The organism is Kluyvera sp. NPDC087067, assembly GCF_044745165.1.
Classification (GTDB): Bacteria; Pseudomonadota; Gammaproteobacteria; order Enterobacterales; family Enterobacteriaceae; genus Kluyvera.
This window is the reverse complement of record NZ_JBIUZS010000001.1, coordinates 616,318-639,328: the sequence shown is the minus strand read 5'-3', so window position 1 is coordinate 639,328 and position 23,011 is coordinate 616,318. Positions and strand designations below refer to the sequence as shown.

Sequence of the window (23,011 nt, the reverse complement as noted above, 5' to 3'; positions counted from 1 at the left end):
TCATTACACCGATGATTTGCCTGTCTACTGGTAACAGCGTAATGCGGGAATTATCGCGCAACAATCGACAACGGAGCAGTCCCGACGGCGCTTCGCCTGGACGGGCTACTCATTTGTAGGCCGGATAAGGCGCAGCCGCCATCCGGCAATCGGCGCGATTAATTTATTGCGCCGCTGATTTGCCTTTCTGTAGGGTCTCTTTGAGTTGACCAATCAGCTCGCGACGGAAATCGCCCAGGCGCGGCTTGTCGTTATCCAGCCACGGCAGCGGGCGACACAGTTCCATGGCTTTGATCCCAAGACGCGCGGTCAGCAACCCGGCGCCGATGCCTTGCGCGGCACGGGTGGACAAGCGTGCGGCGAGATCCTGCGACATCCAGTCCATACCGATTTCACGCACCAGTTCTGTGGCACCGGCAAAGGCAATGTTAATCAGCACCAGACGGAACAGACGCAGACGGCTGTAATAGCCGAGCTCGATACCGTACAGTTTAGCGATGCGGTTGATTAGTCGCAGGTTACGCCAGGCGATAAAGGCCATGTCCACCAGCGCCAGCGGGCTTACGGCAATCATCAAGGTCGATTCGGCCGCCGAGCGGCTAATTTCACGACGCGCCTGAGCGTCCAGCACCGGCTGCACCAGATGGGCATAAAGACTGACCACCTCCCGGTCGCTCTGGGTTTCATGGATTGCCGCGTACCAGCGCTGAAGCGCCGGATGGGCTTGATCCAATCCCGCCTGACGCGCTAACCCTTCGCAAAACGCTCGCCCCTGTCCTACGCCGTGGCTGTGCATCAGCGTCCGCGCTTCATCCCGCTCCTGGGCGCGCTGACGTAAGCGCCACAGTCTGCGCCATTCTGTCGCCACCGAGCCCACACCGGCGCCAATAATCAACGCACCGGCAACACAACCGCCTAAGGACACCCAGTCCTGAGTCTGCCAGGCATGTGCCGTCCACTGTACGCCCTGAGCCACCACGCTGACGCCAAACAGCGCAAGCCCGGCACCCACCATTTTACGCCACAGGCTACGTTTCGGGCGCAACGCGGCTTCGACACTGGCCTCGGCTTGCCCTTCGCTTTCTAACTCTTCAAGGCTTACCGGCGCGAATTTCTCTGCCGCCTCGCCGTCAAAGGCCTGCGAGGATTTAAACTGTTCGAGTCTGGCTTCCTCAAGCGGGCCGGCAAAATCAATCCGTGGTTTAAATGAGTCGCTCATCGCAGTTTATCTCCAATCAAAAACTCCAGCGCGGCATCCAGACGGATATGCGGCAACGGCTGGTCAACGTCCATTGACTGCGGACGGAAATTCTCAAACTGAAAGCCCTGTTTATCCCAGAACGCCTGCCCCGGCAGCCGCGCGGGAACTTCGCCCGGGTATACGGTCAGCGGCTCGCCGTCGCTTAAACGATGCCCGCGCAGCGCAGGGATCTTCTCGCCGTTGACGTCAATTAATCCGCTTTGCGTCGCCTGCACTGACGCCAGCCCCAGACAATCCATGGTGATACCTTCAAAGGCCGCGTTCTGCCACGCGTCCTGGATCAACTGTTGCAGCAGCGACACCATATTCCCGTGCTGATCGACGGTCACATGATCGGCCTTAGTCGCGGCAAACAGCAGCTTGTCGATAACCGGCGAAAAGAGCCGCCGAAACAGCGTGCGCTGCCCATAGTGGAAACTGTGCATCAGTTGCGTCAGCGCCAGGCGCATATCGTTAAACGCCTGCGGGCCGCTGTTGAGCGGCTGTAAACAATCGACCAGGACAATCTGGCGGTCAAAATGGAGGAAGTGATCTTTATAAAATCCCTTAACCACTTTCTCGCAGTAATAGTTAAAACGTTCGCGCAGCATGCCCATGTTGGTGCCTTTGCCAGCCTGCGCCAGTTTGCTTTCCCCTACTCCGTCAACTTCCGGCCAGGGGAAGAACTGCAGCGCGGGCGCTCCGGCAAGGTCGCCCGGTAATACGAAGCGACCCGGCTGAATAAAATGCAGCCCTTGCTGTTTGCATTGATGCAGATAGTCGGTCCAGTCCTGGGCAATCTCCGCCAGACGGTTTTCGTCGGCAGGCGCTAACGGATCCAGCCCTTCGCAGAGCTGACGCCATTTTGCCGACCACTCGGCGCGCTGGCCATTCAGTAGCCCGGTCATTTGTCGCGACCAGCTTAAATAATCCTGAGTCAACATCGGCAGGTCGAGCAGCCACTCGCCGGGATAATCGACAATTTCCAGATACAACGTGGAGGTTTCTTTAAAATGGCGCAGCAGAGAATCATTGGATTTATAACGCAGCGCCAGGCGGATTTCGCTCACGCCGCGGGTTGGCGTCGGCCACATAGGCGGCTGACCGTATAGCTGGGCCAGACCTTCATCGTAGGTAAATCGGGGGACGCCAAGATCGCGTTGGGGAATGCGTTTTACCCCCAGCAGTCGTTCATCTCTGACCGCACTCAGTAACGGTAAACGCGCGCCGGTGTGGATATTCAGCAGTTGATTGACCATGCCGGTGATAAAAGCGGTTTTGCCGCTGCGGCTTAAGCCGGTCACGGCAATACGAAGATGCCGGTCAACGCTACGGTTGACCAGCGCATTGAATTCATTTTTAAGTCGCTTCATTGCTTTTTACACACTCCTGTCAACGCCAATGTTCTATTTTGCCATGGGGAAATACCGTTTGGCGAGGCGCGACAACAGCGGTTCCAGCACCACCGCCAGAACCATTTTCAGCGGACGGCGAGCGACAGACTTAATCGCCCACCCGGCAACGCCCGCCGGGCCATAGCGTAATGCAGTCAGCAGCGCTAACTTGCCGACGATTTTCAGGCCAGGTTTCACTTTCTGTCCTGCTCGCTGCCATTTATTGTTCATCATTGACCTCTTATTCAGAGTTGACGGAACCGGCTGCGCAAGCTGAATACATCAGATGTCACGTAGCGTTCCATCTCGCGCAGGCGCTGTTCTCCAGCGGCCAGTTCAGCATCCACCGCATCCAGTAAATCCCGGCTGGTGGGCTGGTGTTCATTATAGTTCGCCCCTTCCGGCATCGGGTCTAAGGCAAACGTCAGAATAATGTAGGCGACCACCACAAAGAAAAAGAGACCGAAGATCATCGCCAGAACGGTAATAATGCGCACCAGCTTCACCGGCACATCGAGATACTGCGCAATACCTGCGCATACCCCTTTCACCATACCTTGCTCTGGAATACGCCAGAGCTTTTTATTCCAATCCCAGGCTGCCATTATTTGTCCCTCCAGTTGGGATGCTCTGCATCAAGAATGGCTTCCAGCGCCTGAATACGCTCGCGCATCCGCTTTGCGTCATCGGTTAATTGCATCAACCGCTGCTTTTCGCCCTGCGAGAGTTCACCCGAGCGCGAGCGGTTGCTGTAGTGCAGCCATAGCCAAATTGGCAACACAAACAGAACAAACAACGTCAGTGGAATGCCAAGAAAAAGCGCGCTCATAGATACTCCTTATATGTTATGAGCCACAGTACCCACGGTACTGCTCAATATCTGGTTCGGTTAGCCCGGACGCGGCGTGATAGCGACGCCGGGCCTGCAAGAATTATTGGTTGTCTTGCTTCATTTTGGCTTTCAGCGCGGCCAGCTGATCGCTGATTTCATCATCGGCTTTCAGCTCAGCGAACTGCTGGTCCAGCGTCGGTTTTTTACCAAAAGCGTGGCTTTGGGCTTCGGCTTCCATATGGTCAATACGACGCTCAAAGGATTCGAAACGCGCCATCGCTTCATCGAGTTTACCGCTGTCCAGTTGACGGCGCACATCGCGGGATGAGCTTGCCGCCTGATGACGCAGCGTCAATGACTGCTGACGCGCACGGGTTTCGCTGAGTTTGTTTTCCAGCTCGCCAATCTCTTTTTTCATGCGAGTCAGGGTTTCATCAACCAGCGTCACTTCATGTTCCAGCGTGGCGATAACGTCGGTCAGCTTCTGTTTTTCAATCAGTGCGGCACGCGCCAGATCTTCTTTATCTTTACGCAGCGCCAGCTCGGCCTTCTCCTGCCACTCCTGCTGCTGTGCCAGTGCTTTTTCAACGCGACGGCTCAGTTCTTTCTTTTCCGCCAGCGCACGCGCCGAGGTTGAACGGACTTCAACCAGCGTGTCTTCCATTTCCTGGATCATCAAACGCACCAGTTTTTGCGGGTCTTCCGCTTTTTCCAGCAGTGAGTTGATGTTGGCGTTCACGATGTCGGCAAAACGAGAAAAAATACCCATAATTCAATCCTCATAGTTCTGTGTATCGGGCTAAGCCCTGCGTAAAGACTATTACAAGTTCCATGCCAACTTTTTATCTTATTGATTATAAAAGAAGTGATTGAATTTTGCCCAGCAAACACCTACAGTGAAATGGCGAATTACACCAACTAGTGGCGAATTTCATCATGGCAGAATACAAAGATAACCTCCTGGGCGAGGCAAACCGCTTTCTTGAAGTGCTGGAACAGGTTTCCCGGCTGGCACCGCTTAGCAAACCGGTGCTTATCATCGGCGAACGCGGTACCGGTAAGGAGCTTATCGCCAATCGGCTTCACTATCTGTCTTCATGCTGGCAAGGGCCGTTTATCTCGCTTAACTGTGCGGCACTCAACGAAAACTTGCTCGATAGCGAATTATTCGGCCACGAAGCCGGGGCATTTACCGGCGCGCAAAAGCGCCATCCGGGGCGTTTTGAGCGCGCCGATGGCGGCACCCTGTTTCTCGATGAACTGGCGACCGCGCCAATGCTGGTACAGGAAAAGTTATTACGCGTGATTGAATACGGGGAGCTTGAGCGCGTCGGCGGTAGCCAGCCGTTGCAGGTGAATGTTCGTCTGGTGTGCGCCACCAACGCCGACCTGCCGCAGTTGGTTGAAAACGGGACTTTCCGCGCCGACCTGCTCGACCGTCTGGCATTTGACGTCGTGCTGTTGCCGCCGATGCGCGAGCGCCAGAGCGACATTATGTTAATGGCGGACCACTTTGCCATTCAGATGTGCCGGGAGCTAAAGCTGCCGCTGTTTCCGGGCTTCACCGAGCGCGCCCGCGATACGCTGCTGAACTACCGCTGGCCGGGGAATATCCGTGAGCTAAAAAACGTGGTGGAACGTTCGGTCTATCGCCATGGCAGCAGTGAAATCCCGCTCGATGAGATTGTTATCGATCCTTTCCATCGTCAGCGCCAATCCGAGCCTCAGCCGACAAACGAAAAACTGGCGCTACCGTTAGATTTGCGCCAGTTCCAGCTAGACCAGGAAAAAGAGCTGTTACAGCAAAGTCTGCAACAGGCCCGGTTCAATCAAAAGCAGGCAGCGGATCTGCTGGGGCTTACCTATCATCAGCTGCGCGCGCTGTTAAAAAAGCATCAGCTTTGAGGTGACTTTGGCAGCATAACGGCGCTGACCAGCATCGCCCCCAGACATAAGGCACAGTTAAACCACAGCGCATACTGTGCCGCCGTCGCCATCCCTTGCGGCAGGAAAAGCGCGTACAGCGAGGCGGTCATCGCCAGGCCAAACGCCCCACCCAGCGAACTGCCCATTTTGTAGACGCCTGATGCCACGCCCACTTTACTTTCAGGGGCGTTGGCCACGGCGGTATCGGTTGATGGCGTGGCATAACATCCCAGCCCCAGACCGAACAGCACATTGCTAAAGAACACCGTGGCGATATAGACGCCGGTCTCCAGGAAGGTGCAGGATATTAGAAAAATCCCCACCATCGCAATCAGCGGCCCGCCCATCATCGGCAGTCTGGCACCATAGCGTTGCAGTAACTTTTCGCCGACACGAATCATCAGCAGCACCGTCACCAGATACCCCAGCGTCATCATTCCCGTCTGGAAGGGACTCAGATGGCGGCCTTGTTGCAGCCAGATACTGGTGATCATCATGGTGCCAATTGCGCCATTCAGCATAAAATTAGACAGCACCGCCGCACCGTAGGCACGGTTTTTAAAAAGCGCAAAGTCAATCAGCGCCGCCTCTTTTTTGCGCACTTCCGTACCCAGGAAAAAGACAATAGCCGCCACCGCGCCTATCAGCATTGACAGGCTCAGCGGGCTGCTCCAGCCCCAATGATGGCCTTTGGCAATAAACAGATTGAACAGCACTAACGCCGCCACCAGACTGAGCAATCCGCTGATATCGAGTTTATGCTGCCCCGCCGTTTCGCTGCGGCTTTCCGGGGTCGTGCGAATCAATAACAGCGCGGTCAACGCCACTACAATCGAGAAAACAAAAATCCATCGCCATCCCAGACCGGTGGCAATAGCGCCGCCAACGAAGGAGCACAGGCCGCTGCCGCCCCATGAACCAATCACCCAGAAGCTGACCGCACGTTGACGCGCTTTCCCGGCGTACCAGGTTTTAATTAAGGCAAGCGTCGCGGGCATGATACAGGCGGCAGAAAGCCCTTGTACCACTCTGCCGGCCAGAAACAGCACCGGCCCTTGCGAAACCACCAGCAGCGCGCTGCCAACCATGCTCAACGCGAGGCCAATGGTGGTTAAGCGGACGCGGCCAAATTTATCCGCCAGCCCGCCGCTCACCACCACAAAACAACCGCTAAACAGCGCGCTCAGGCTGACGGCCAGCGTGAGCGTTTCAAGCGAGATATCAAGGCTGCTTTTGACCACCGGCACCACGTTAATCACCGACTGGGCAAACAGCCAGAAGGTCAGGACGCTTAATACAATCCCCGCCAGCAGGCGGTCAGTGCCGACGTACGGCGCGGCATTTATCGAAACGCTACTCATGGCTCGCCCTCTTTCACAAAGCGCTAGGCGCGCAGATAGTATTCGGTGAGGCCGCACCACAACGCGGCGCCGGTGAGTAGAATGCTGTCGTTAAAATCGTATCCCGGGTTGTGCACCATGCAGCGGTCAGGCTCATCGCCGGCCCCGATGGTGAAATAGGCACCTTGCGGGTTTTTCTCCAGCATAAACGCAAAATCTTCGCTGCCCATAAACGGAGAAACGGTGCCTACCGCATCCTCACCAAACAATGACGTGGCAACCTGGCGCACCATCGCATTCGCCTGCGGATCGTTTTTTAATACCGGGCTGCCGTTAACATGCGTGAGCGTCGCGGTGGCATTGAAGCTTTCGGCCTGGGCAATCGCAATATCGTGAATACGTTGCAGGACGGTCTGGCGCACATCCTCATTGAGCGTGCGCACCGTCAACTTCATCAGCACATGGTCATTAATGATATTCGGCGCATGACCCGCCTGAATGCTGCCAACGGTCACCACCGCCGGATCGAACGGGCTGACGTTACGCGAGACAATAGTCTGTAACGCAAGCGTGATATGGCAAGCCACCACGGTGGCATCCACCGTATGCTCCGGTACGGCACCGTGTCCACCCACGCCCTGAACCTGAATATGCAGGGTGTCCGACGAGGCCATCATTGCGCCATCGCGTAGCCCAATCCGTCCCAGTTTTTGCCCCGGCATATTGTGCAGGCCAAAAATGTGGTCGCAGGGGAATTTGTCAAACAGACCGTCTTCCAGCATCACTCGACCGCCGTACAGCAACTCTTCTGCCGGCTGGAAAATCAGGTGCAACGTGCCGTTAAACTGGCGGGTACGCGCCAGATATTCGGCGGCATACAGCAGCGTGGTAGTATGACCGTCATGTCCGCAGCCGTGAAAACGCCCGTCGGTCTGGCTGGCCCACGGTTTGCCGCTGTTTTCCTGCATCGGTAAGGCATCCATATCGGCACGTAGCCCCAACCTTTTGTTACCGTCACCCACTTTCAGCGTCGCCACCACGCCGGTTCCCGCCAGCCCGTAATCAACCTCATAGCCCCACTCCTTAAGCAGCGCCGCAACTTGCTCACTGGTGCGATGCTCTTCGAAACCGATTTCCGGTTGCTGATGGAACTGGCGACGGAGGGCGGTAAATCGCGCTTCCTGAGTCTGTAATGCTTCGACGATAGGATGTGTCATTTTTGTTATCCCTTTATTGCTTCACAGTGATAACGTCGAGTTTATGTCGCTCACCCGGCTTTAAAATGCCATTTTTTGTCTTATTTTGACTAATAATGAAGTGACTGTTTTTCATACTGTTTAGTTATGACAAAATTCATCTGCTTATTTTTGTCCCGCGAGGTGCGCAACCATGACGCAGCAAGGCAACGACTTCACTATAGAAGTGAGCGATATTCGTCATCAGACGCTAAATGAGCCGCAGCGTCTGACGCTGTTGTGGGTATTGCAAGGTCATCTCGACCTGCAAACTCGCCACAGCTCGACGGCTATGACGGAAGGTGGGATCACTATCCTGAACCCCGGAGAGCAGGCACTGCTGCAAAGTTCACAGGCCTCCACGGTCATGATATTGAGCATTGCCAGCCACTGGTTAACCCGGCTGGATAGCCACTTTTTTGCCTTCGACTATCACGTGCCCCCGCCGTCCTCTCACGGACTGGTGGATGACGGCAAGCTGCGTGCGCTGATGCGCCAGCTGCTGGTGACGCACCTGCTCAGCCATGAAACCCCGTCACGCCTTGAAGCGAACCGTTGGCTTGCCGAATTGGCATTGCTGTTGGCGACGCATTTCCAGGTGCCGTCAACCCGCAACGTGCCGTATCACGATAGCGGCTGGAGCCAGCGGATCCGCCAGGTCGTGACGCGCATTGAGTCGCAGTACAATCAGCGGTTAACGCTTGCGGAAATCGCCCGTGCGGAGCGGGTTTCGGAAGCCTGGCTGTCCCGCTTGTTTCACAAAGAGGTCGGCGTCAGCTTTATGCAGTACATTACGGCCCTGCGGTTGAAAAAAGCGCAAGAGCAGTTGCTGGAGACCCCTTATTCTTTGCAGCGCATTGCGCAGGAGCAGGGCTTTGCCAGCTCACGCGTGATGAGCGATCTGTTTAAGCGCCGTCATGGCATGACGCCTCGGGAGTATCGTCTGCGCCCGGAAACTGCCGGCAAACGAGGCCGTCACGTCGAGCCTGGCGTCGATGATGTCCGCCCCGTTGCCGCCGAAACGCTCTATACGCTGCTTAATCGTGCGGAAAAACAGCCGTGGGAGGAGACCGCTCAGCCCCTGCGCAGCGCCCCGCCGCGGGAAATCGCCTTGCATTTGCCATCCCCTCGCCGCGTTACGCTGCGTCAGGTTCCGGTGGTCATCACCCTTCGTGAAATTGACGATCTGCTGCGCGATGATGTGCGCCGTTCGCTGGAAGCGTTGCATACGCAGATCCCCATTGACGGTATCGATATTCACGAGCCCTTTTTGAGCAGTCGCTTATTTAGCGACGGCTGGGATTCCCCGCTCACCACCGAGTGCGCCTGCTGGTATCCCCTGCAACAAGCGTTCACCTTTCTCGCAAAGAAAGGCTGGCGGGTTTTACTTCACACCAATATGACCACGCGCCCGGACCTGCTGCGGCAATTTTTACGGCTGAGCGCCCAGCACTTTCCCGCCACTACGCTTGCAAGCTGGCACTTTGTCTGGCACTGGTCGCCACAGGCCAGCATTGCTTCACGTGAGAAAATCTGGCAGCAGCAAAAAACAATTATTGATAACGCCTCCCCCGACTCGTTACTGGGTATCTGGCATCGTTTTCCCGCACCGCTTGCGACGACAACGGACGATGCTATTTTCCATTCGCCACTGCTTAAAGAAGCCGATTTTCTGGCCTGTTCCGCCAACGCCAACGAATGTCTCGATACCCAGCCGCCAGACCGTGCTCGTCTGGCGGCGACGGAGGATTATCCGGTTGAGAAAGTTCGTCTGATTCAACGCGCGCTACGCCAGCGCCACCTTTCACTGCCAATCTGGCTGTTGTCGTGGAACACCCTCACCGGCAGCACCCGCCGCACTAACGGGGAGTTTTTTCGCGGGGCGCTGCTCATCAATACGTTACTGGGTCTGAGCGAGCAGGTTGCGCTCGGCGGTTTCTGGTTGAATTCAAGCCTGCAAGGCGAAGCGCGCAGTAACGGCACCTTTGATACCTCTAGCCTTGCCTTGCTCTATCACCACGCCTTACCTCGACCGATTTACTGGGTACTGTGGTTGTGGCAGCGCTTGCAAGGTGACGTGCTGGTGAACGATAAGCAGGTCTTAGTTCTTCATCATCGCGGACGTTTCCAGTTGCTGCTGCGAAACCCGGTGGTGTTCAACCCGTGGCTTTCCAGTGAGGAGACGTTTATTCAGCGTTTTCGTCAATCTTGCCCGGTCGAACTTGCCGGATTACGCGGGCGATGGAAGATAAAGCGCCATCAGTTTGATCAACACCATGGGGCGCTGTTTCCACGGCTGGAGTCGCTTGAAAGCAGCAGCGGCCCGGACGAAGAGACCTGGACATGGCTTTTACACACCACCCGCCCCGCCCTCAGCGTCAGGGAGATTAATATTTCCGAGAACTGGCAGGTGCTCGACGCACTGGAGAGCAACGGCGTGGTGTTATACGAGCTCACCCCGCTCAATTGACGACTTTTACAGCGGTTGGGCGTAGACATTTGTACCTGATAGCCTTAAGTGCGATACACTTTGCAGATCAATCGAAAATATAACGAAACTATGCGCCTGAATTTGTCATCATTTCTGGCGGCGCTGGGGTTACTTTGCGGTCAGGCCCTTGCCGCGCCGCAGCCGCTCGCGCCACCCCGTGCCGATATTCGCGACAGCGGGTTTGTCTACTGCGTCAGTGGGCAGGTCAACACGTTCAACCCACAAAAAGCGGGCAGCGGGCTTATCGTCGATACGCTGGCGGCTCAGCTTTATGACCGCCTGCTCGACGTCGACCCTTATACCTATCGCCTGGTGCCGGAACTGGCGGAAAGCTGGGAGGTGCTGGATAACGGCGCGACCTACCGCTTCCACCTGCGTAATAACGTGAAGTTCCAGACCACCCGCTGGTTTACGCCAACGCGCGCGTTAAATGCCGACGATGTGGTGTTCACATTCGAGCGTATTTTTGACCGCAATCACCCGTGGCATAACGTCAACGGCGGCGCGTTCCCCTATTTTGACAGTCTGCAATTTGCCGATAGCGTGCAGAGCATACGCAAACTCGACAGCCACACGGTGGAGTTTCGTCTGACTCGCCCGGATGCCTCATTCCTGTGGCATCTGGCAACCCATTATGCTTCGGTGATGTCGGCTGAATATGCCAATAAGCTGGCAAAAGAAGATCATCAGGAATTGCTCGACCGCCAGCCGGTTGGCACCGGGCCGTTCTTGCTTGACGAATACCAGTCCGGGCAGTACATCCGCCTGCAACGTCACGCAAAATTCTGGCGCGGCACTCCGTTGATGCCGCAGGTGGTGGTCGATTTGGGTTCCGGCGGCACCGGACGCTTATCCAAACTGCTCACCGGCGAATGTGATGTGCTTGCGTGGCCGGCGGCCAGTCAGTTAACCATCCTGCGCGACGATCCCCGTCTGCGCTTGACGCTGCGTCCGGGGATGAACATCGCTTATCTGGCCTTTAATACCGATAAGCCGCCGTTAAATAATCCTGAAGTCCGTCATGCCCTCTCATTGGCGATTAATAACCAACGTCTGATGCAGTCAATTTATTACGGCACCGCTGAAACGGCCGCTTCTATTTTGCCGCGCGCCTCCTGGGCTTACGATAACGAAGCTAAAATTACGGAATACAATCCGCAAGAGGCGCGTCGACGGTTACAGGCGCTGGGGCTAAGTAAGTTAACGCTGCATCTTTGGGTGCCCACCAGCTCCCAGGCGTGGAACCCAAGCCCGCTGAAAACCGCCGAACTCATCCAGGCGGATATGGCGCAGATTGGCGTGAAAGTGATTATTGTGCCGGTCGAGGGGCGCTTCCAGGAAGCGCGGTTAATGGACATGAACCACGACCTGACGCTCTCCGGCTGGGCCACCGACAGTAACGACCCGGACAGCTTCTTCCGGCCATTACTGAGCTGCGCGGCGATAAACTCGCAGACCAATTTTGCCCACTGGTGTAATCGCGAATTTGACGACGTGCTAAGAAAGGCGCTGGACTCGCAGCAGTTGGCCTCACGCATTGATGCCTACGATGAAGCGCAGCAGATTCTGGCACGCGAACTGCCCATCCTGCCGCTGGCGTCCTCGCTGCGTCTACAGGCGTATCGCTACGACATGAAGGGGCTGGTGTTGAGCCCGTTTGGTAACACGTCGTTTGCCGGTGTTTCGCGGGAGAAGGAAGAAGAGAAGGTGCAGAAACCATGATTATTTTCACTCTTCGTCGCTTATTACTGCTGCTGGTCACCCTCTTTTTTCTGACGGTGGTCGGGTTCAGCCTGAGCTACTTTACCCCGCATGCGCCGTTGCAGGGAGCTTCACTGTGGAATGCGTGGGTATTCTGGTTTGAAGGCGTTATGCACTGGGATTTTGGCGTCTCCAGTATTAATGGCCAGCCTATTTCTGAGCAGCTTCGCCAGGTGTTCCCGGCCACGATGGAACTGTGCATTCTGGCCTTCGGCCTGGCGCTGCTGATTGGTATTCCGGTGGGGATGCTGGCAGGGATCTCTAACAATAAGTGGCAGGATAAAGTGATTAGCTTCTTTGCCCTGCTCGGCTTTTCGATCCCGGTGTTCTGGCTGGCGCTGTTGCTGACGCTCTTCTTCTCGCTCACGCTCGGCTGGCTGCCGGTTTCAGGACGCTTTGATCTGCTGTATGAGGTGAAGAACGTCACCGGATTTGCGCTGATTGACGCCTGGTTGTCCGACTCGCCGTGGCGTCACGAAATGATCATGAGCGCCGTGCGCCACATGGTGCTGCCAGTGCTGACGCTGGCCGTTGCGCCAACTACCGAGGTGGTGCGGTTGATGCGCATCAGCACCATCGCCATTTACGACACCAACTACGTGAAAGCCGCCGCCACTCGCGGGGTATCGCGGCTGACGATATTACGTCGTCACGTCCTGCACAATGCGCTGCCGCCCGTCATCCCCCGTCTGGGCCTGCAATTTTCGACCATGCTGACGCTGGCGATGATTACCGAAATGGTCTTTAACTGGCCAGGTCTTGGGCGCTGGATGATTAACGCCATCCGTCAACAAGACTACGCCGCCATCTCGGCGGGCGTGATGGTGATTGGTGCGCTGGTCATTATTATTAACGTGATCTCCGATATTTTGGGGGCTATGGCTAACCCGCTGAAACATAAGGAATGGTATGCCTTACGATAGCGTCTACCTCGAGAAGCGCCCGCCGGGCGCTCTGCGAACCGTGTGGCGTAAATTCTACGGCGACACCGTCGCAATGATCGGTTTCTATGGCTGTATCGGGCTCGTGCTGCTGTGCGTCTTTGGCGGATGGTTTTCCCCGTACGGCATCGATCAGCAGTTCCTTGGGTATCAGTTGCTGCCGCCGTCATGGTCGCGCTATGGGGAAGTCTCCTTCTTCCTGGGTACCGATGATTTAGGTCGTGATGTCTTAAGCCGTCTGCTGAGCGGCGCGGCGCCGACCGTCGGGGGAGCGTTTGTGGTGACTCTCGCCGCCACCGTCTTTGGCCTGGTGCTCGGTGCATTCGCGGGTTCCACGCGCGGCCTGCGCTCGGCGATGCTTAACCACATTCTCGATACCCTGCTGTCGATTCCATCCCTGCTGCTGGCGATTATCGTGGTGGCGTTTGCCGGGCCGCATCTGTCCCATGCCATGTTCGCTGTCTGGCTGGCCCTTTTGCCACGTATGGTGCGCTCCATCTACAGCATGGTTCATGACGAGCTGGAACGAGACTATGTCATTGCCGCCCGTCTCGACGGCGCGACGACCTTAAATATCCTGTGGTTTGCTGTTTTACCTAACATCGCCGCTGGGCTGGTCACGGAGATCACCCGTGCCTTGTCGATGGCCATCCTCGATATCGCAGCGCTCGGCTTCCTGGATTTGGGCGCACAGCTACCGTCGCCTGAATGGGGAGCGATGCTGGGCGATGCGCTGGAGCTGATTTATGTGGCGCCGTGGACCGTCATGCTGCCAGGCGCGGCCATTATGGTCAGCGTTCTGCTGGTTAACCTGCTGGGCGACGGTATTCGCCGGGCTATTAATGCCGGGGTGGAATAATGCCGTTACTTGATATTCGTAATTTAACCATCGAATTTAAAACCAGCGAAGGCTGGGTAAAGGCCGTCGACCGCGTGAGCATGACGCTTGCCGAAGGCGAGATCCGTGGTCTGGTCGGCGAGTCCGGTTCGGGAAAAAGCCTTATCGCCAAAGCGATTTGCGGCGTCACCAAAGATAACTGGCGGGTCACCGCCGACCGTATGCGTTTTGACGATATCGACCTGCTGCGCCTGTCGAATCGCGAGCGTCGGCGGTTGGTCGGACACAACGTGTCGATGATTTTCCAGGAGCCGCAGTCGTGTCTTGATCCGTCGGAACGGGTTGGCGAGCAACTGATGCAGAACATTCCCGGCTGGACCTTTAAAGGCCGCTGGTGGCAGCGATTTGGCTGGCGGAAACGTCGCGCCATTGAGCTATTGCATAGAGTCGGCATAAAAGATCACAAAGATGCGATGCGCAGCTTCCCTTATGAGTTGACGGAAGGCGAGTGTCAGAAGGTGATGATCGCCATCGCCCTCGCCAACCAGCCGCGTCTGCTGATTGCCGATGAGCCGACCAACGCCATGGAGCCGACCACTCAGGCGCAAATTTTCCGTTTGTTGACCGGTCTTAACCAAAACAACAACACCACCATCCTGCTGATTTCTCACGATTTGCAGATGCTGACCCATTGGGCGGATAAGATTAACGTCATGTACTGCGGGCAGACGGTTGAGAGCGCGCCAAGTGAAGAACTGGTGACCATTCCCCATCATCCTTATACCCAGGCGTTAATCCGGGCCATTCCCGATTTTGGCCGCTCGATGCCACATAAAAGCCGGTTGAATACCCTTTCTGGCGCGATTCCGCTGCTGGAACAGCTACCGATGGGCTGTCGTCTGGGGCCGCGCTGCCCTTACGCCCAGCGAAAATGTATTGAAACCCCGCGTCTGACGGGAGCGAAGAATCACCTGTTCGCCTGTCATTTCCCGCTCAATATGGAGAAAGAGTGACATGGTCGAAACCTTGCTTGAAGTGCGCAATCTGAGTAAGACCTTTCGCTACCGCACCGGTTGGTTCCATCGGCAAACGCTACAGGCGGTCAAGCCGCTGAGCTTTACGCTGCGTGAAAAACAGACGCTGGCGATTATTGGTGAGAATGGCTCCGGTAAATCTACGCTGGCGAAAATGCTGGCGGGGATGGTCGAGCCGACGACCGGTGAGTTGTTTATTGACGATCATCCACTGGAGTATGGCGATTACTCTTTCCGCAGCCAGCGCATCCGAATGATATTTCAGGATCCGAGCACCTCGCTGAACCCGCGTCAGCGTATCTCGCAGATCCTCGACTTCCCGCTGCGGCTCAATACCGATCTGGAAGCGGAAGCCCGACGTAAGCAGATTATCGACACCCTGCGGCTGGTCGGTCTGTTACCCGATCACGTCAGTTATTATCCGCATATGCTGGCGCCGGGGCAGAAGCAGCGTCTGGGGCTGGCGCGCGCGCTAATTTTGCGTCCAAAAGTGATTATCTGCGATGAAGCGCTGGCTTCGCTGGATATGTCGATGCGTTCGCAGCTGGTAAACCTGATGCTGGAGTTACAAGAGAAGCAAGGCATCTCATATATCTATGTGACGCAGCATTTGGGGATGATGAAGCATATCAGTGACCAGGTACTGGTGATGCATCAGGGCGAGGTCGTTGAGCGCGGCAGTACCGCCGATGTTCTGGCCTCCCCGCTGCACGATTTAACCAAGCGGTTGATTGCAGGCCACTTTGGCGAGGCTCTTACCGCCGATGCCTGGCGTAAAGACCGCTAACCTTTACGCGACAAATCATGTTTAACGGTGGCCTGTTATTTTTGCAGGCCGCTATAACGCTGACTAAGAGGATGAATAGCGATGGGTTTTCTTTCCGGTAAGCGCATTCTGATTACTGGCGTGGCCAGCAAACTGTCTATCGCCTACGGTATCGCTCAGGCGATGCACCGAGAAGGGGCTGAACTGGCGTTCACGTATCAAAACGACAAACTGAAAGGCCGGGTGGAAGATTTTGCCGCCGCGCTGGATTCCAGCATTGTCCTGCCTTGCGATGTGGCTGTCGATGAAAGCATCGAATCCCTGTTTATCGACTTAGCAAAAGTGTGGCCGAAATTTGACGGTTTCGTGCATTCCATTGGTTTTGCGCCCGCAGATCAGTTGGACGGCGATTATGTTAACGCGGTGACGCGCGAGGGTTTTAAAATCGCCCACGACATCAGCGCTTATAGCTTTGTGGCGATGGCAAAGTCCTGCCGCAGTATGCTTAACCCAGACTCTGCCCTACTGACACTGTCCTATCTGGGGGCCGAGCGGGCTATCCCTAACTACAACGTGATGGGCCTGGCAAAGGCGTCTCTGGAAGCCAACGTGCGTTATATGGCAAACGCCATGGGCCCGGAAGGAATTCGCGTGAATGCCATCTCTGCCGGTCCTATCCGTACGCTTGCCGCGTCCGGTATCAAGGATTTCCGCAAAATGCTGGCGCATTGCGAAGCGGTGACGCCAATTCGTCGCACGGTGACAATTGAAGACGTGGGCAATTCCGCGGCCTTCCTGTGCTCAAATCTGTCCGCCGGAATTACCGGTGAGATTGTGCACGTTGACGGCGGCTTCAGCATCGCGGCGATGAACGAGCTGGAGTTGAAGTAAGTTCCACACCTCCCCGGAGCATCCCGGCGTCGCGTTGCTCGGCCGGGCTACCGCTCTCTCTCGGCACATCGCCGGATGGCGGCTGCGCCTTATCCGGCCTACACGGTCCGTTGCCCGGGCGAGGCGTTTATGCCGACCCCGGGTACAATCTCCCGTAGGCCTGATTAGCCTAGCGCCATCAGGCATAACCCGCACATCGCCGGATGGCGGCTGCGCCTTATCCGGCCTACGCGGGCCGTAGCCCGGGCGAGACGTTTATGCCGACCCAAGGTACAATCTCACGTAGGCCTGATAAGCGTAGCGCCATCAGGCACAACGCACACATTGCCGGATGGCGGCTGCGCCTTATCCGGCCTACACGGGCCTTAGCCCGGGCGAGGCGTGTATGCCGCCCCCGGGGTACAATCTCCCGTAGGCCTGATAAGCGTAGCGCCATCAGGCATAACCCGCACATCGCCGGATGGCGGCTGCGCCTTATCCGGCCTACGCGGGCCGTAGCCCGGGCGAGGCGTTTACGCCGACCCCGGGAGCCGCGCCGATGCCTCCCCTTTCCTCTTTGTTATTCCTGTAAGTTATTAATTATCACCGAACAATATTTTCTCCCTCGTCACGCATGCGCCAGGATACTTATCTATAACGATCCGGCAACATCACCTTTGACGCGGCTGGCTCGCCACTATCAGATCAAGGAACACCCATGGAGCCACGCCACGTTTCCGGCAAAAACCACTGGTATCACGAAACCCAGTCGAGAACCCAACACAGTGATGTGATGCCGTTGGTTCCCGAGGCCGCGTACGTTGACGACCGTTTTTTACTCGATCTGACGCTGCCCGACGCGCTGCTTAACGCCAGCCTCAAGTGGCTACGTGCTGCCCGAAGGCTGGCTAATACGCTGTTTCCCAATGTCGTCACCACCAATCGACTGCACACCTTCAGCGCGTACGACAGACTGAGTACGGCCTTGACGGTCGCCCAAGTCTCGGGCGTCCAGCGGCTCTGTAATCACTATGCCGCCCGTCTGGCGCCTTTGCCCGGCCCCGACTCTTCGCGCGAGAGCAACCATCGGCTGGCGCAAATCACCCAATACGCCCGTCAACTAGCAAGCTCGCCGTCCATTATCACCCCGCGCGCTCGCCAGCAGCTCGACGATGTGGGTCTGACGCTGCACGATATTATTATCATTAATCAAGTGGTGGGCTTTGTCGGTTTTCAGGCGCGGGTTATCGCCCTTTTGCAGGCGCATCTGGGTTTCCCGGTACGATGGATCCCCGGAATGCCGGTACAAGAAGATGCGGACGCCGCGCTATTTAGCCACGACAGTGCGCAATGGCACACCGATCTCCACGGCATAGAGTCCCTTCAAACGAATACGCCGCAGGGCGAGGCCTTACACCGTTGGCAATCTATCCCGGAGCTTGAGGCGCTCGCGCCGGTGCTGGCACATGAAGAAGAGCTGTTAAATGGGCTCGGCGAGCTTATCGACGCGCTGACCTTCGCCCATCCGCTACAACCGCTCTCGTCGCTCATTCCTGCACGGATTAACGGTAGCGTCAGCTGTTTTAATTACTACAGTACCCAATGGCAAGGCGCAAGCGGCCTGCCGGAAGCCGTGCGAAACGGCGAGCGCGCAATGCATGCCTGGAGTCATCACTTTCCCTGCGAACGCGCGGTTGCGCAGGCGACCCAACTGCTCACCCGGGCGCCAGATCGCTTCAGCACCACACAGCTTGCACCGCTCTTAGAATACGGGCTATCGACACCAGATGCCATTACCCTGCTCGCCTGGAGTGCGTTAAGCGGTTGGTTAAACCGCCTGCGCATTGCCCTTGGCTGCGGGCAACAAGTTACGTAAAAGGGTGAAACAGCGCTTGCTGCCAACCCTTGATTCGCGTCACAATGTCAGCCGCTCTTTTGGCCACGAAAATAGAACATTATGCTTCAGGATAACCCGCTGCTCGCGCAGCTAAAACAGCAACTTCATTCCCAAACGCCACGTGCGGAAGGGGTCGTTAAAGCCACGGAAAAAGGTTTCGGTTTCCTCGAAGTCGATGCACAAAAAAGCTACTTTATTCCGCCGCCGCAGATGAAAAAAGTGATGCACGGCGACCGCATTATTGCCGTGATCCATTCTGAAAAAGATAAAGAGAGCGCCGAGCCAGAAGAACTGGTTGAACCGTTCCTGACCCGTTTTGTCGGCAGAGTGCATCGCAAAGATGACCGGCTTTCTATCGTGCCCGATCATCCCCTGCTCAAAGATGCCATTCCATGCCGCGCCGACCGCGATGTGACCCACGATTTTAAAGAGGGTGATTGGGCGGTTGCGCAGATGCGTCGCCACCCGCTAAAAGGCGACCGCACCTTCTACGCAGAACTGACCAAATTCATCACCTATGGCGACGATCACTTCGTGCCCTGGTGGGTCACCCTCGCCCGTCATAATCTTGAAAAAGAAGCGCCAGACGGCGTGGCGACCGAAATGCAGGATGAAGGCATTGAACGTCGCGATCTTACGGCGCTTGATTTCGTCACCATCGACAGTGCCAGCACCGAAGATATGGACGATGCGCTGTACGTTGAAGAGTCCAGCGACGGCAAGCTGCTGCTGACCGTGGCGATTGCCGATCCTACCGCGTGGATTGTTGAAGGAAGCAAGCTGGATAACGCGGCGAAAATTCGCTCCTTTACCAACTATCTGCCAGGTTTCAACATCCCGATGCTGCCGCGCGAGCTGTCTGACGACCTGTGTTCCCTGCGCGCCAACGTGGTTCGCCCGGTGCTGGCCTGTCAAATGACGCTGGCAGCAGATGGCACGATTGAAGACAATATTGAATTCTTTGCCGCCAACATTGAGTCGAAAGCCAAGCTTGCCTACGACGACGTATCGGGCTGGCTGGAAAACAGCGGTAGCTGGCAGCCGCAAAATGACGCGATTGCGCGTCAAATTACCCTGCTGGAACGCGTCTGCAAATTGCGCAGCGAATGGCGTAAAACCCACGCGCTGGTGTTCAAAGATCGTCCTGACTACCGTTTCGTGCTCGGTGAGAAAGGCGAAGTGCTGGATATCGTTGCCGAACCGCGCCGCATTGCTAACCGCATCGTTGAAGAGTCGATGATTGCCGCCAACATCTGCGCCGCCCGTGTGCTGCGCGATAAGCTTGGTTTCGGTATTTATAACGTGCACACCGGCTTTGCACCTGACAACACCGAAGCGCTGGCCGCACTGTTGAAAAATCACGACGTCCACGTTGACCCAGTGGAAGTCCTGACCCTGGAAGGCTTCTGCAAACTGCGCCGCGAACTGGACGCCCAGCCAACTGGGTTCCTCGACAGCCGCATTCGTCGCTTCCAGTCATTTGCTGAAATCAGCATCGAACCGGGCCCGCACTTTGGGTTAGGTCTGGAAGCGTATGCAACCTGGACCTCGCCGATTCGTAAGTACGGTGACATGGTTAACCATCGCCTGCTGAAAGCTATCATCAAAGGTGAAACCATCGCGCGTCCACAAGATGAGATCACCGTACAGATGGCCGAGCGCCGTCGTCTGAACCGTATGGCAGAGCGTGACGTGGCCGATTGGCTTTACGCTCGCTACCTCAGCCCACAGGCGGGTACCGAGACACGTTTTGCCGCTGAGATTATCGATGTCAGCCGCGGCGGGATGCGCGTGCGTCTAGTTGATAACGGCGCAGTAGCCTTTATCCCGGCCCCTTTCCTGCATGCCGTCCGCGATGAGATGGTTTGCAGCCAGGAAAACGGCACCGTACAGATCAAAGGCGAAGTGGCTTATAAAGTCACCGACGTCATTGATGTGACGATAGCCGAAGTCCGTATGGAAACCCGCAGCGTTATCGCCCGTCCGGCCGCGTAAGCGCCGTCACGCCGGGCAACGGTTCGCGCTTTATCAGCCATCAAACGGCCCTCTTCAGGGCCGTTTTTTTATCTGCACCACACCTCCTGACTTTTTTCCCTGCGAATTTTCGAAAACCGTTCACACTAAATATTGTGGCTGGGCTGTAGGTAATTACATCGCGGATGAATGAGGGAGAGTTGATGACAACATCTTTAGCACAAAACCTTCTTGATCCAAATTCGGGCAAAACCAGCCTTTTCTGGCGTTTTTCGCAGGATAATCCCACGTTACATCTGAGCGTAGACCCGGATGCCAAAGCGGAACTCACCGTCACATTAAGCCCGGAAAATGTGCAGCGCATTCAGGCCATCACCGTGACCACCTCCAGCGTCTCGCTCAATATTCAACTTAATGGTTACGACGTTCCAGTGCATTTAATTGGCCGTAAGATCAGTACCAGCGAGTGGGCCGGAACGGCCTCCTCCTGGTTTGATACCTCTTCCGTGGCGCGCGATCTCTTACAAGGGCTGCTTTTTGCTGAGCAGGTTGTCTCCGAAGCCAACGCGGTGATCGTGATCCTCGACCGTGACGGCAAGATCCAACGTTTCAACCGCTTATGCGAAGAATATACCGGCCTCAAAGAGCACGATGTCATTGGTAAAACCGCTTTTGAACTCTTTATGACGCCTCCCGAAGCCGCCGCTGCGCGAGAGAATGTGAGCCGCTTTTTCAGTAACGGTGGTCCTTATGAGGTCGAACGCTGGATAAAAACGCGTAAAGGGCCGCGCCTGTTTTTATTTCGCAATCGCTTTGTCCATAGCGGCAGCGGGAGAAACGAAGTTTTCCTTATTTGCTCCGGCACAGATATTACCGAAGAGCGCCGCGCCCAGGAGCGGCTAAGAGTACTGGCGAATACCGACACCATTACCGGCCTGCCCAACCGCCACGCGATAAACGAACTGATAGGCGAGGCCCTTGAAGGCCGTGGCCTGGAAGAACAAGTTGGTCTGGTGTATTTCGATCTCGATAATTTTAAAAAGGTTAACGATGCCTACGGCCATGTTTTTGGCGATCAGCTTCTGCAATCCGTCGCGCTGTCGATTTTAAGCTGTCTGGAGGAGGGTCAGACGTTAGCCCGGCTCGGAGGCGATGAGTTTATCGTACTGGCGACCGATACCTCGCAAAGCGCGCTGGAAGCGATGGCATCGCGCGTGCTCACTCGCCTGCGTGACCCTTTGCGAATTGGGCTCATCGAAGTCTACAGCGGCTGTTCATTGGGGATTTCGATTGCCCCCCAGCACGGGAAAGATAGGGAAAGTTTGATCCGCAATGCGGATACCGCAATGTATACCGCCAAGGAGAAGGGACGCGGGCGGTTTAGCGTGTTTACCCCCGAGATGAATCTGCGAGTATTCGAGTATCTGTGGCTTGATACGAATCTGCGTAAGGCGCTACAAAGCGACCAACTGGTCATTTATTACCAGCCTAAGGTGTCGCTGGACGGCAGAGTGCGCAGCCTTGAGGCGTTAGTGCGCTGGAATTCTCCTGAACGAGGTCTTATTCCGCCGATGGATTTTATCTCCTACGCAGAGGAATCAGGATTGATTGTCCCGCTTGGCCGTTGGGTCATGCTTGATGCGATTCGTCAGGTGGCGCTGTGGCGGGATAAAGGCATTCATTTGCGCGTCGCGGTCAACGTCTCGGCACGTCAGTTGGTCGACCAGTCCATTTTTTGCGACCTGCGCCAGGCGCTCAACGAGCGGGGATTCACGCAGTGTCCTATCGATATTGAATTGACCGAAAGTTGCTTGATTGACAATGCCGAGCAGGCGCTTACGGTTATTCAGCAATTTCGCGAGCTGGGCGCGCAAATTCATCTTGATGATTTTGGCACCGGTTATTCATCCCTCTCCCAGCTGACGCGCTTTCCTATCGACACCATCAAACTCGACCATATTTTTGTCCAGCGGGTTCACGACCGGTCGGTATCGCAGTCGCTGGTTCTGGCGATTATCGCCGTCGCCCGCGCGCTCAATTTACATATTGTGGCGGAGGGAGTTGAAGACGTCGACGATGATGCGTTTCTCACTCTGCACGGGGTGGATGAACGTCAGGGCTACCTTTTTGCCCATCCAATGCCCGCGGCGTTACTGGAACGCTGGCTGGAAGCACGTTCCCGGTTATAAGGTAAGCCGTTTTTTTCACTTCTCTTTTGTCACTAAATTTTGCATCATTGATTTCAATCGAATTTATTAACAGGATCCCACTATGTCCGAGCTCGATGCGCGCCAGATTGCCCAACGTATTGATACCGTACTTGATATTCTGGTCGGCGGCGATACCCATTCCGCAATGAACAACCTGGAAATATTAAAAGCGGAATTGCTGACGCTGGCTGCCGAAGAACGTGGTGGTAAGCCTGGTCAGCCAAAATCCCCCTGGGAAATCTAACCCTTTCGCCCGGCGAGC

Annotated in this window: 20 protein-coding genes; 12 read left to right on the top strand and 8 right to left on the bottom strand. The window is 56.0% G+C overall.

The window, feature by feature from the left end:
- Positions 1–163: 163 nt before the first annotated feature.
- The 6 genes from ACIPDS_RS03070 to pspA form a co-directional block, all read right to left on the bottom strand.
- On the bottom strand, positions 164–1,219 hold the full coding sequence (locus tag ACIPDS_RS03070) for a TIGR01620 family protein (protein WP_400732488.1): 1,056 nt from the start codon (positions 1,217–1,219) through the stop codon (positions 164–166).
- A complete protein-coding gene (locus ACIPDS_RS03065) occupies positions 1,216–2,613 on the bottom strand; it encodes a YcjX family protein (protein ID WP_400732486.1) in 1,398 nt (465 codons plus the stop codon). Before ACIPDS_RS03065 ends, ACIPDS_RS03070 begins: the two co-directional genes overlap by 4 nt.
- A gap of 33 nt (positions 2,614–2,646) precedes the next feature.
- Positions 2,647–2,865 carry a phage shock protein PspD gene (gene pspD / locus ACIPDS_RS03060; RefSeq protein WP_062777672.1) on the bottom strand — a complete coding sequence of 73 codons (219 nt, stop codon included), beginning with the start codon at positions 2,863–2,865 and terminating at the stop codon, positions 2,647–2,649.
- Positions 2,866–2,879: 14 nt separating this feature from the next.
- Complete coding sequence (gene pspC / locus ACIPDS_RS03055; RefSeq protein WP_166514020.1) at positions 2,880–3,239, bottom strand: envelope stress response membrane protein PspC; 360 nt, start codon at positions 3,237–3,239, stop codon at positions 2,880–2,882.
- A complete protein-coding gene (gene pspB / locus ACIPDS_RS03050; RefSeq protein ID WP_062777676.1) occupies positions 3,239–3,463 on the bottom strand; it encodes an envelope stress response membrane protein PspB in 225 nt (74 codons plus the stop codon). Before pspB ends, pspC begins: the two co-directional genes overlap by 1 nt.
- A 103-nt stretch (positions 3,464–3,566) precedes the next feature.
- Positions 3,567–4,235, bottom strand: coding sequence for a phage shock protein PspA (gene pspA, locus ACIPDS_RS03045; RefSeq protein WP_400732481.1), 669 nt, complete (start codon positions 4,233–4,235; stop codon positions 3,567–3,569).
- A 167-nt stretch (positions 4,236–4,402) separates the two neighbouring features.
- Between pspA and pspF the strand changes: the two genes are divergently transcribed.
- The gene (gene pspF, locus ACIPDS_RS03040) at positions 4,403–5,371 is read left to right on the top strand and encodes a phage shock protein operon transcriptional activator (RefSeq protein ID WP_400732478.1); all 969 of its coding nucleotides are present in this window, start codon (positions 4,403–4,405) and stop codon (positions 5,369–5,371) included.
- Here the strand turns inward: pspF and ACIPDS_RS03035 are convergent.
- Both ACIPDS_RS03035 and ACIPDS_RS03030 read right to left on the bottom strand, forming a co-directional pair.
- Positions 5,362–6,753: an MFS transporter gene (locus tag ACIPDS_RS03035; protein WP_400732475.1), complete on the bottom strand. Its 1,392-nt coding sequence runs from the start codon at positions 6,751–6,753 to the stop codon at positions 5,362–5,364. The genes pspF and ACIPDS_RS03035 overlap by 10 nt on opposite strands.
- Before the next feature lie 23 nt (positions 6,754–6,776).
- A complete protein-coding gene (locus ACIPDS_RS03030) occupies positions 6,777–7,949 on the bottom strand; it encodes a M20 aminoacylase family protein (protein WP_400732472.1) in 1,173 nt (390 codons plus the stop codon).
- Positions 7,950–8,121: 172 nt separating this feature from the next.
- On the opposite strand from ACIPDS_RS03030, the gene ACIPDS_RS03025 reads away from it, so the two are divergent.
- From ACIPDS_RS03025 to ACIPDS_RS02975, 11 genes are all read left to right on the top strand, one after another.
- Positions 8,122–10,437: a helix-turn-helix domain-containing protein gene (locus ACIPDS_RS03025; RefSeq protein ID WP_400732469.1), complete on the top strand. Its 2,316-nt coding sequence runs from the start codon at positions 8,122–8,124 to the stop codon at positions 10,435–10,437.
- 90 nt (positions 10,438–10,527) lie between these two features.
- Positions 10,528–12,180: an ABC transporter substrate-binding protein SapA gene (gene sapA, locus ACIPDS_RS03020; protein WP_400732466.1), complete on the top strand. Its 1,653-nt coding sequence runs from the start codon at positions 10,528–10,530 to the stop codon at positions 12,178–12,180.
- Positions 12,177–13,142, top strand: coding sequence for a putrescine export ABC transporter permease SapB (sapB, locus tag ACIPDS_RS03015; protein ID WP_400732463.1), 966 nt, complete (start codon positions 12,177–12,179; stop codon positions 13,140–13,142). Before sapA ends, sapB begins: the two co-directional genes overlap by 4 nt.
- Positions 13,129–14,019 carry a putrescine export ABC transporter permease SapC gene (sapC, locus tag ACIPDS_RS03010; protein ID WP_166514028.1) on the top strand — a complete coding sequence of 297 codons (891 nt, stop codon included), beginning with the start codon at positions 13,129–13,131 and terminating at the stop codon, positions 14,017–14,019. Before sapB ends, sapC begins: the two co-directional genes overlap by 14 nt.
- Positions 14,019–15,011, top strand: coding sequence for a putrescine export ABC transporter ATP-binding protein SapD (gene sapD / locus ACIPDS_RS03005; protein ID WP_166514029.1), 993 nt, complete (start codon positions 14,019–14,021; stop codon positions 15,009–15,011). The genes sapC and sapD overlap by 1 nt, the downstream gene beginning before the upstream one ends.
- A 1-nt stretch (position 15,012) precedes the next feature.
- Entirely contained in the window at positions 15,013–15,819 is an 807-nt protein-coding gene (gene sapF / locus ACIPDS_RS03000) for a putrescine export ABC transporter ATP-binding protein SapF (RefSeq protein ID WP_166514030.1), read from the top strand.
- Positions 15,820–15,900: 81 nt separating this feature from the next.
- A complete protein-coding gene (gene fabI / locus ACIPDS_RS02995) occupies positions 15,901–16,689 on the top strand; it encodes an enoyl-ACP reductase FabI (RefSeq protein WP_166514031.1) in 789 nt (262 codons plus the stop codon).
- Positions 16,690–17,386: 697 nt separating this feature from the next.
- On the top strand, positions 17,387–18,544 hold the full coding sequence (locus ACIPDS_RS02990; protein WP_400732458.1) for a CMD domain-containing protein: 1,158 nt from the start codon (positions 17,387–17,389) through the stop codon (positions 18,542–18,544).
- 81 nt (positions 18,545–18,625) lie between these two features.
- The gene (locus ACIPDS_RS02985) at positions 18,626–20,560 is read left to right on the top strand and encodes an exoribonuclease II (protein ID WP_400732455.1); all 1,935 of its coding nucleotides are present in this window, start codon (positions 18,626–18,628) and stop codon (positions 20,558–20,560) included.
- Positions 20,561–20,742: 182 nt separating this feature from the next.
- Positions 20,743–22,728 (top strand): cyclic di-GMP phosphodiesterase, encoded by a 1,986-nt coding sequence (gene pdeR, locus ACIPDS_RS02980; protein ID WP_400732452.1) that lies wholly within the window; start codon positions 20,743–20,745, stop codon positions 22,726–22,728.
- Positions 22,729–22,810: 82 nt separating this feature from the next.
- Positions 22,811–22,993 (top strand): hypothetical protein, encoded by a 183-nt coding sequence (locus ACIPDS_RS02975; RefSeq protein ID WP_400732449.1) that lies wholly within the window; start codon positions 22,811–22,813, stop codon positions 22,991–22,993.
- Positions 22,994–23,011: the final 18 nt, after the last annotated feature.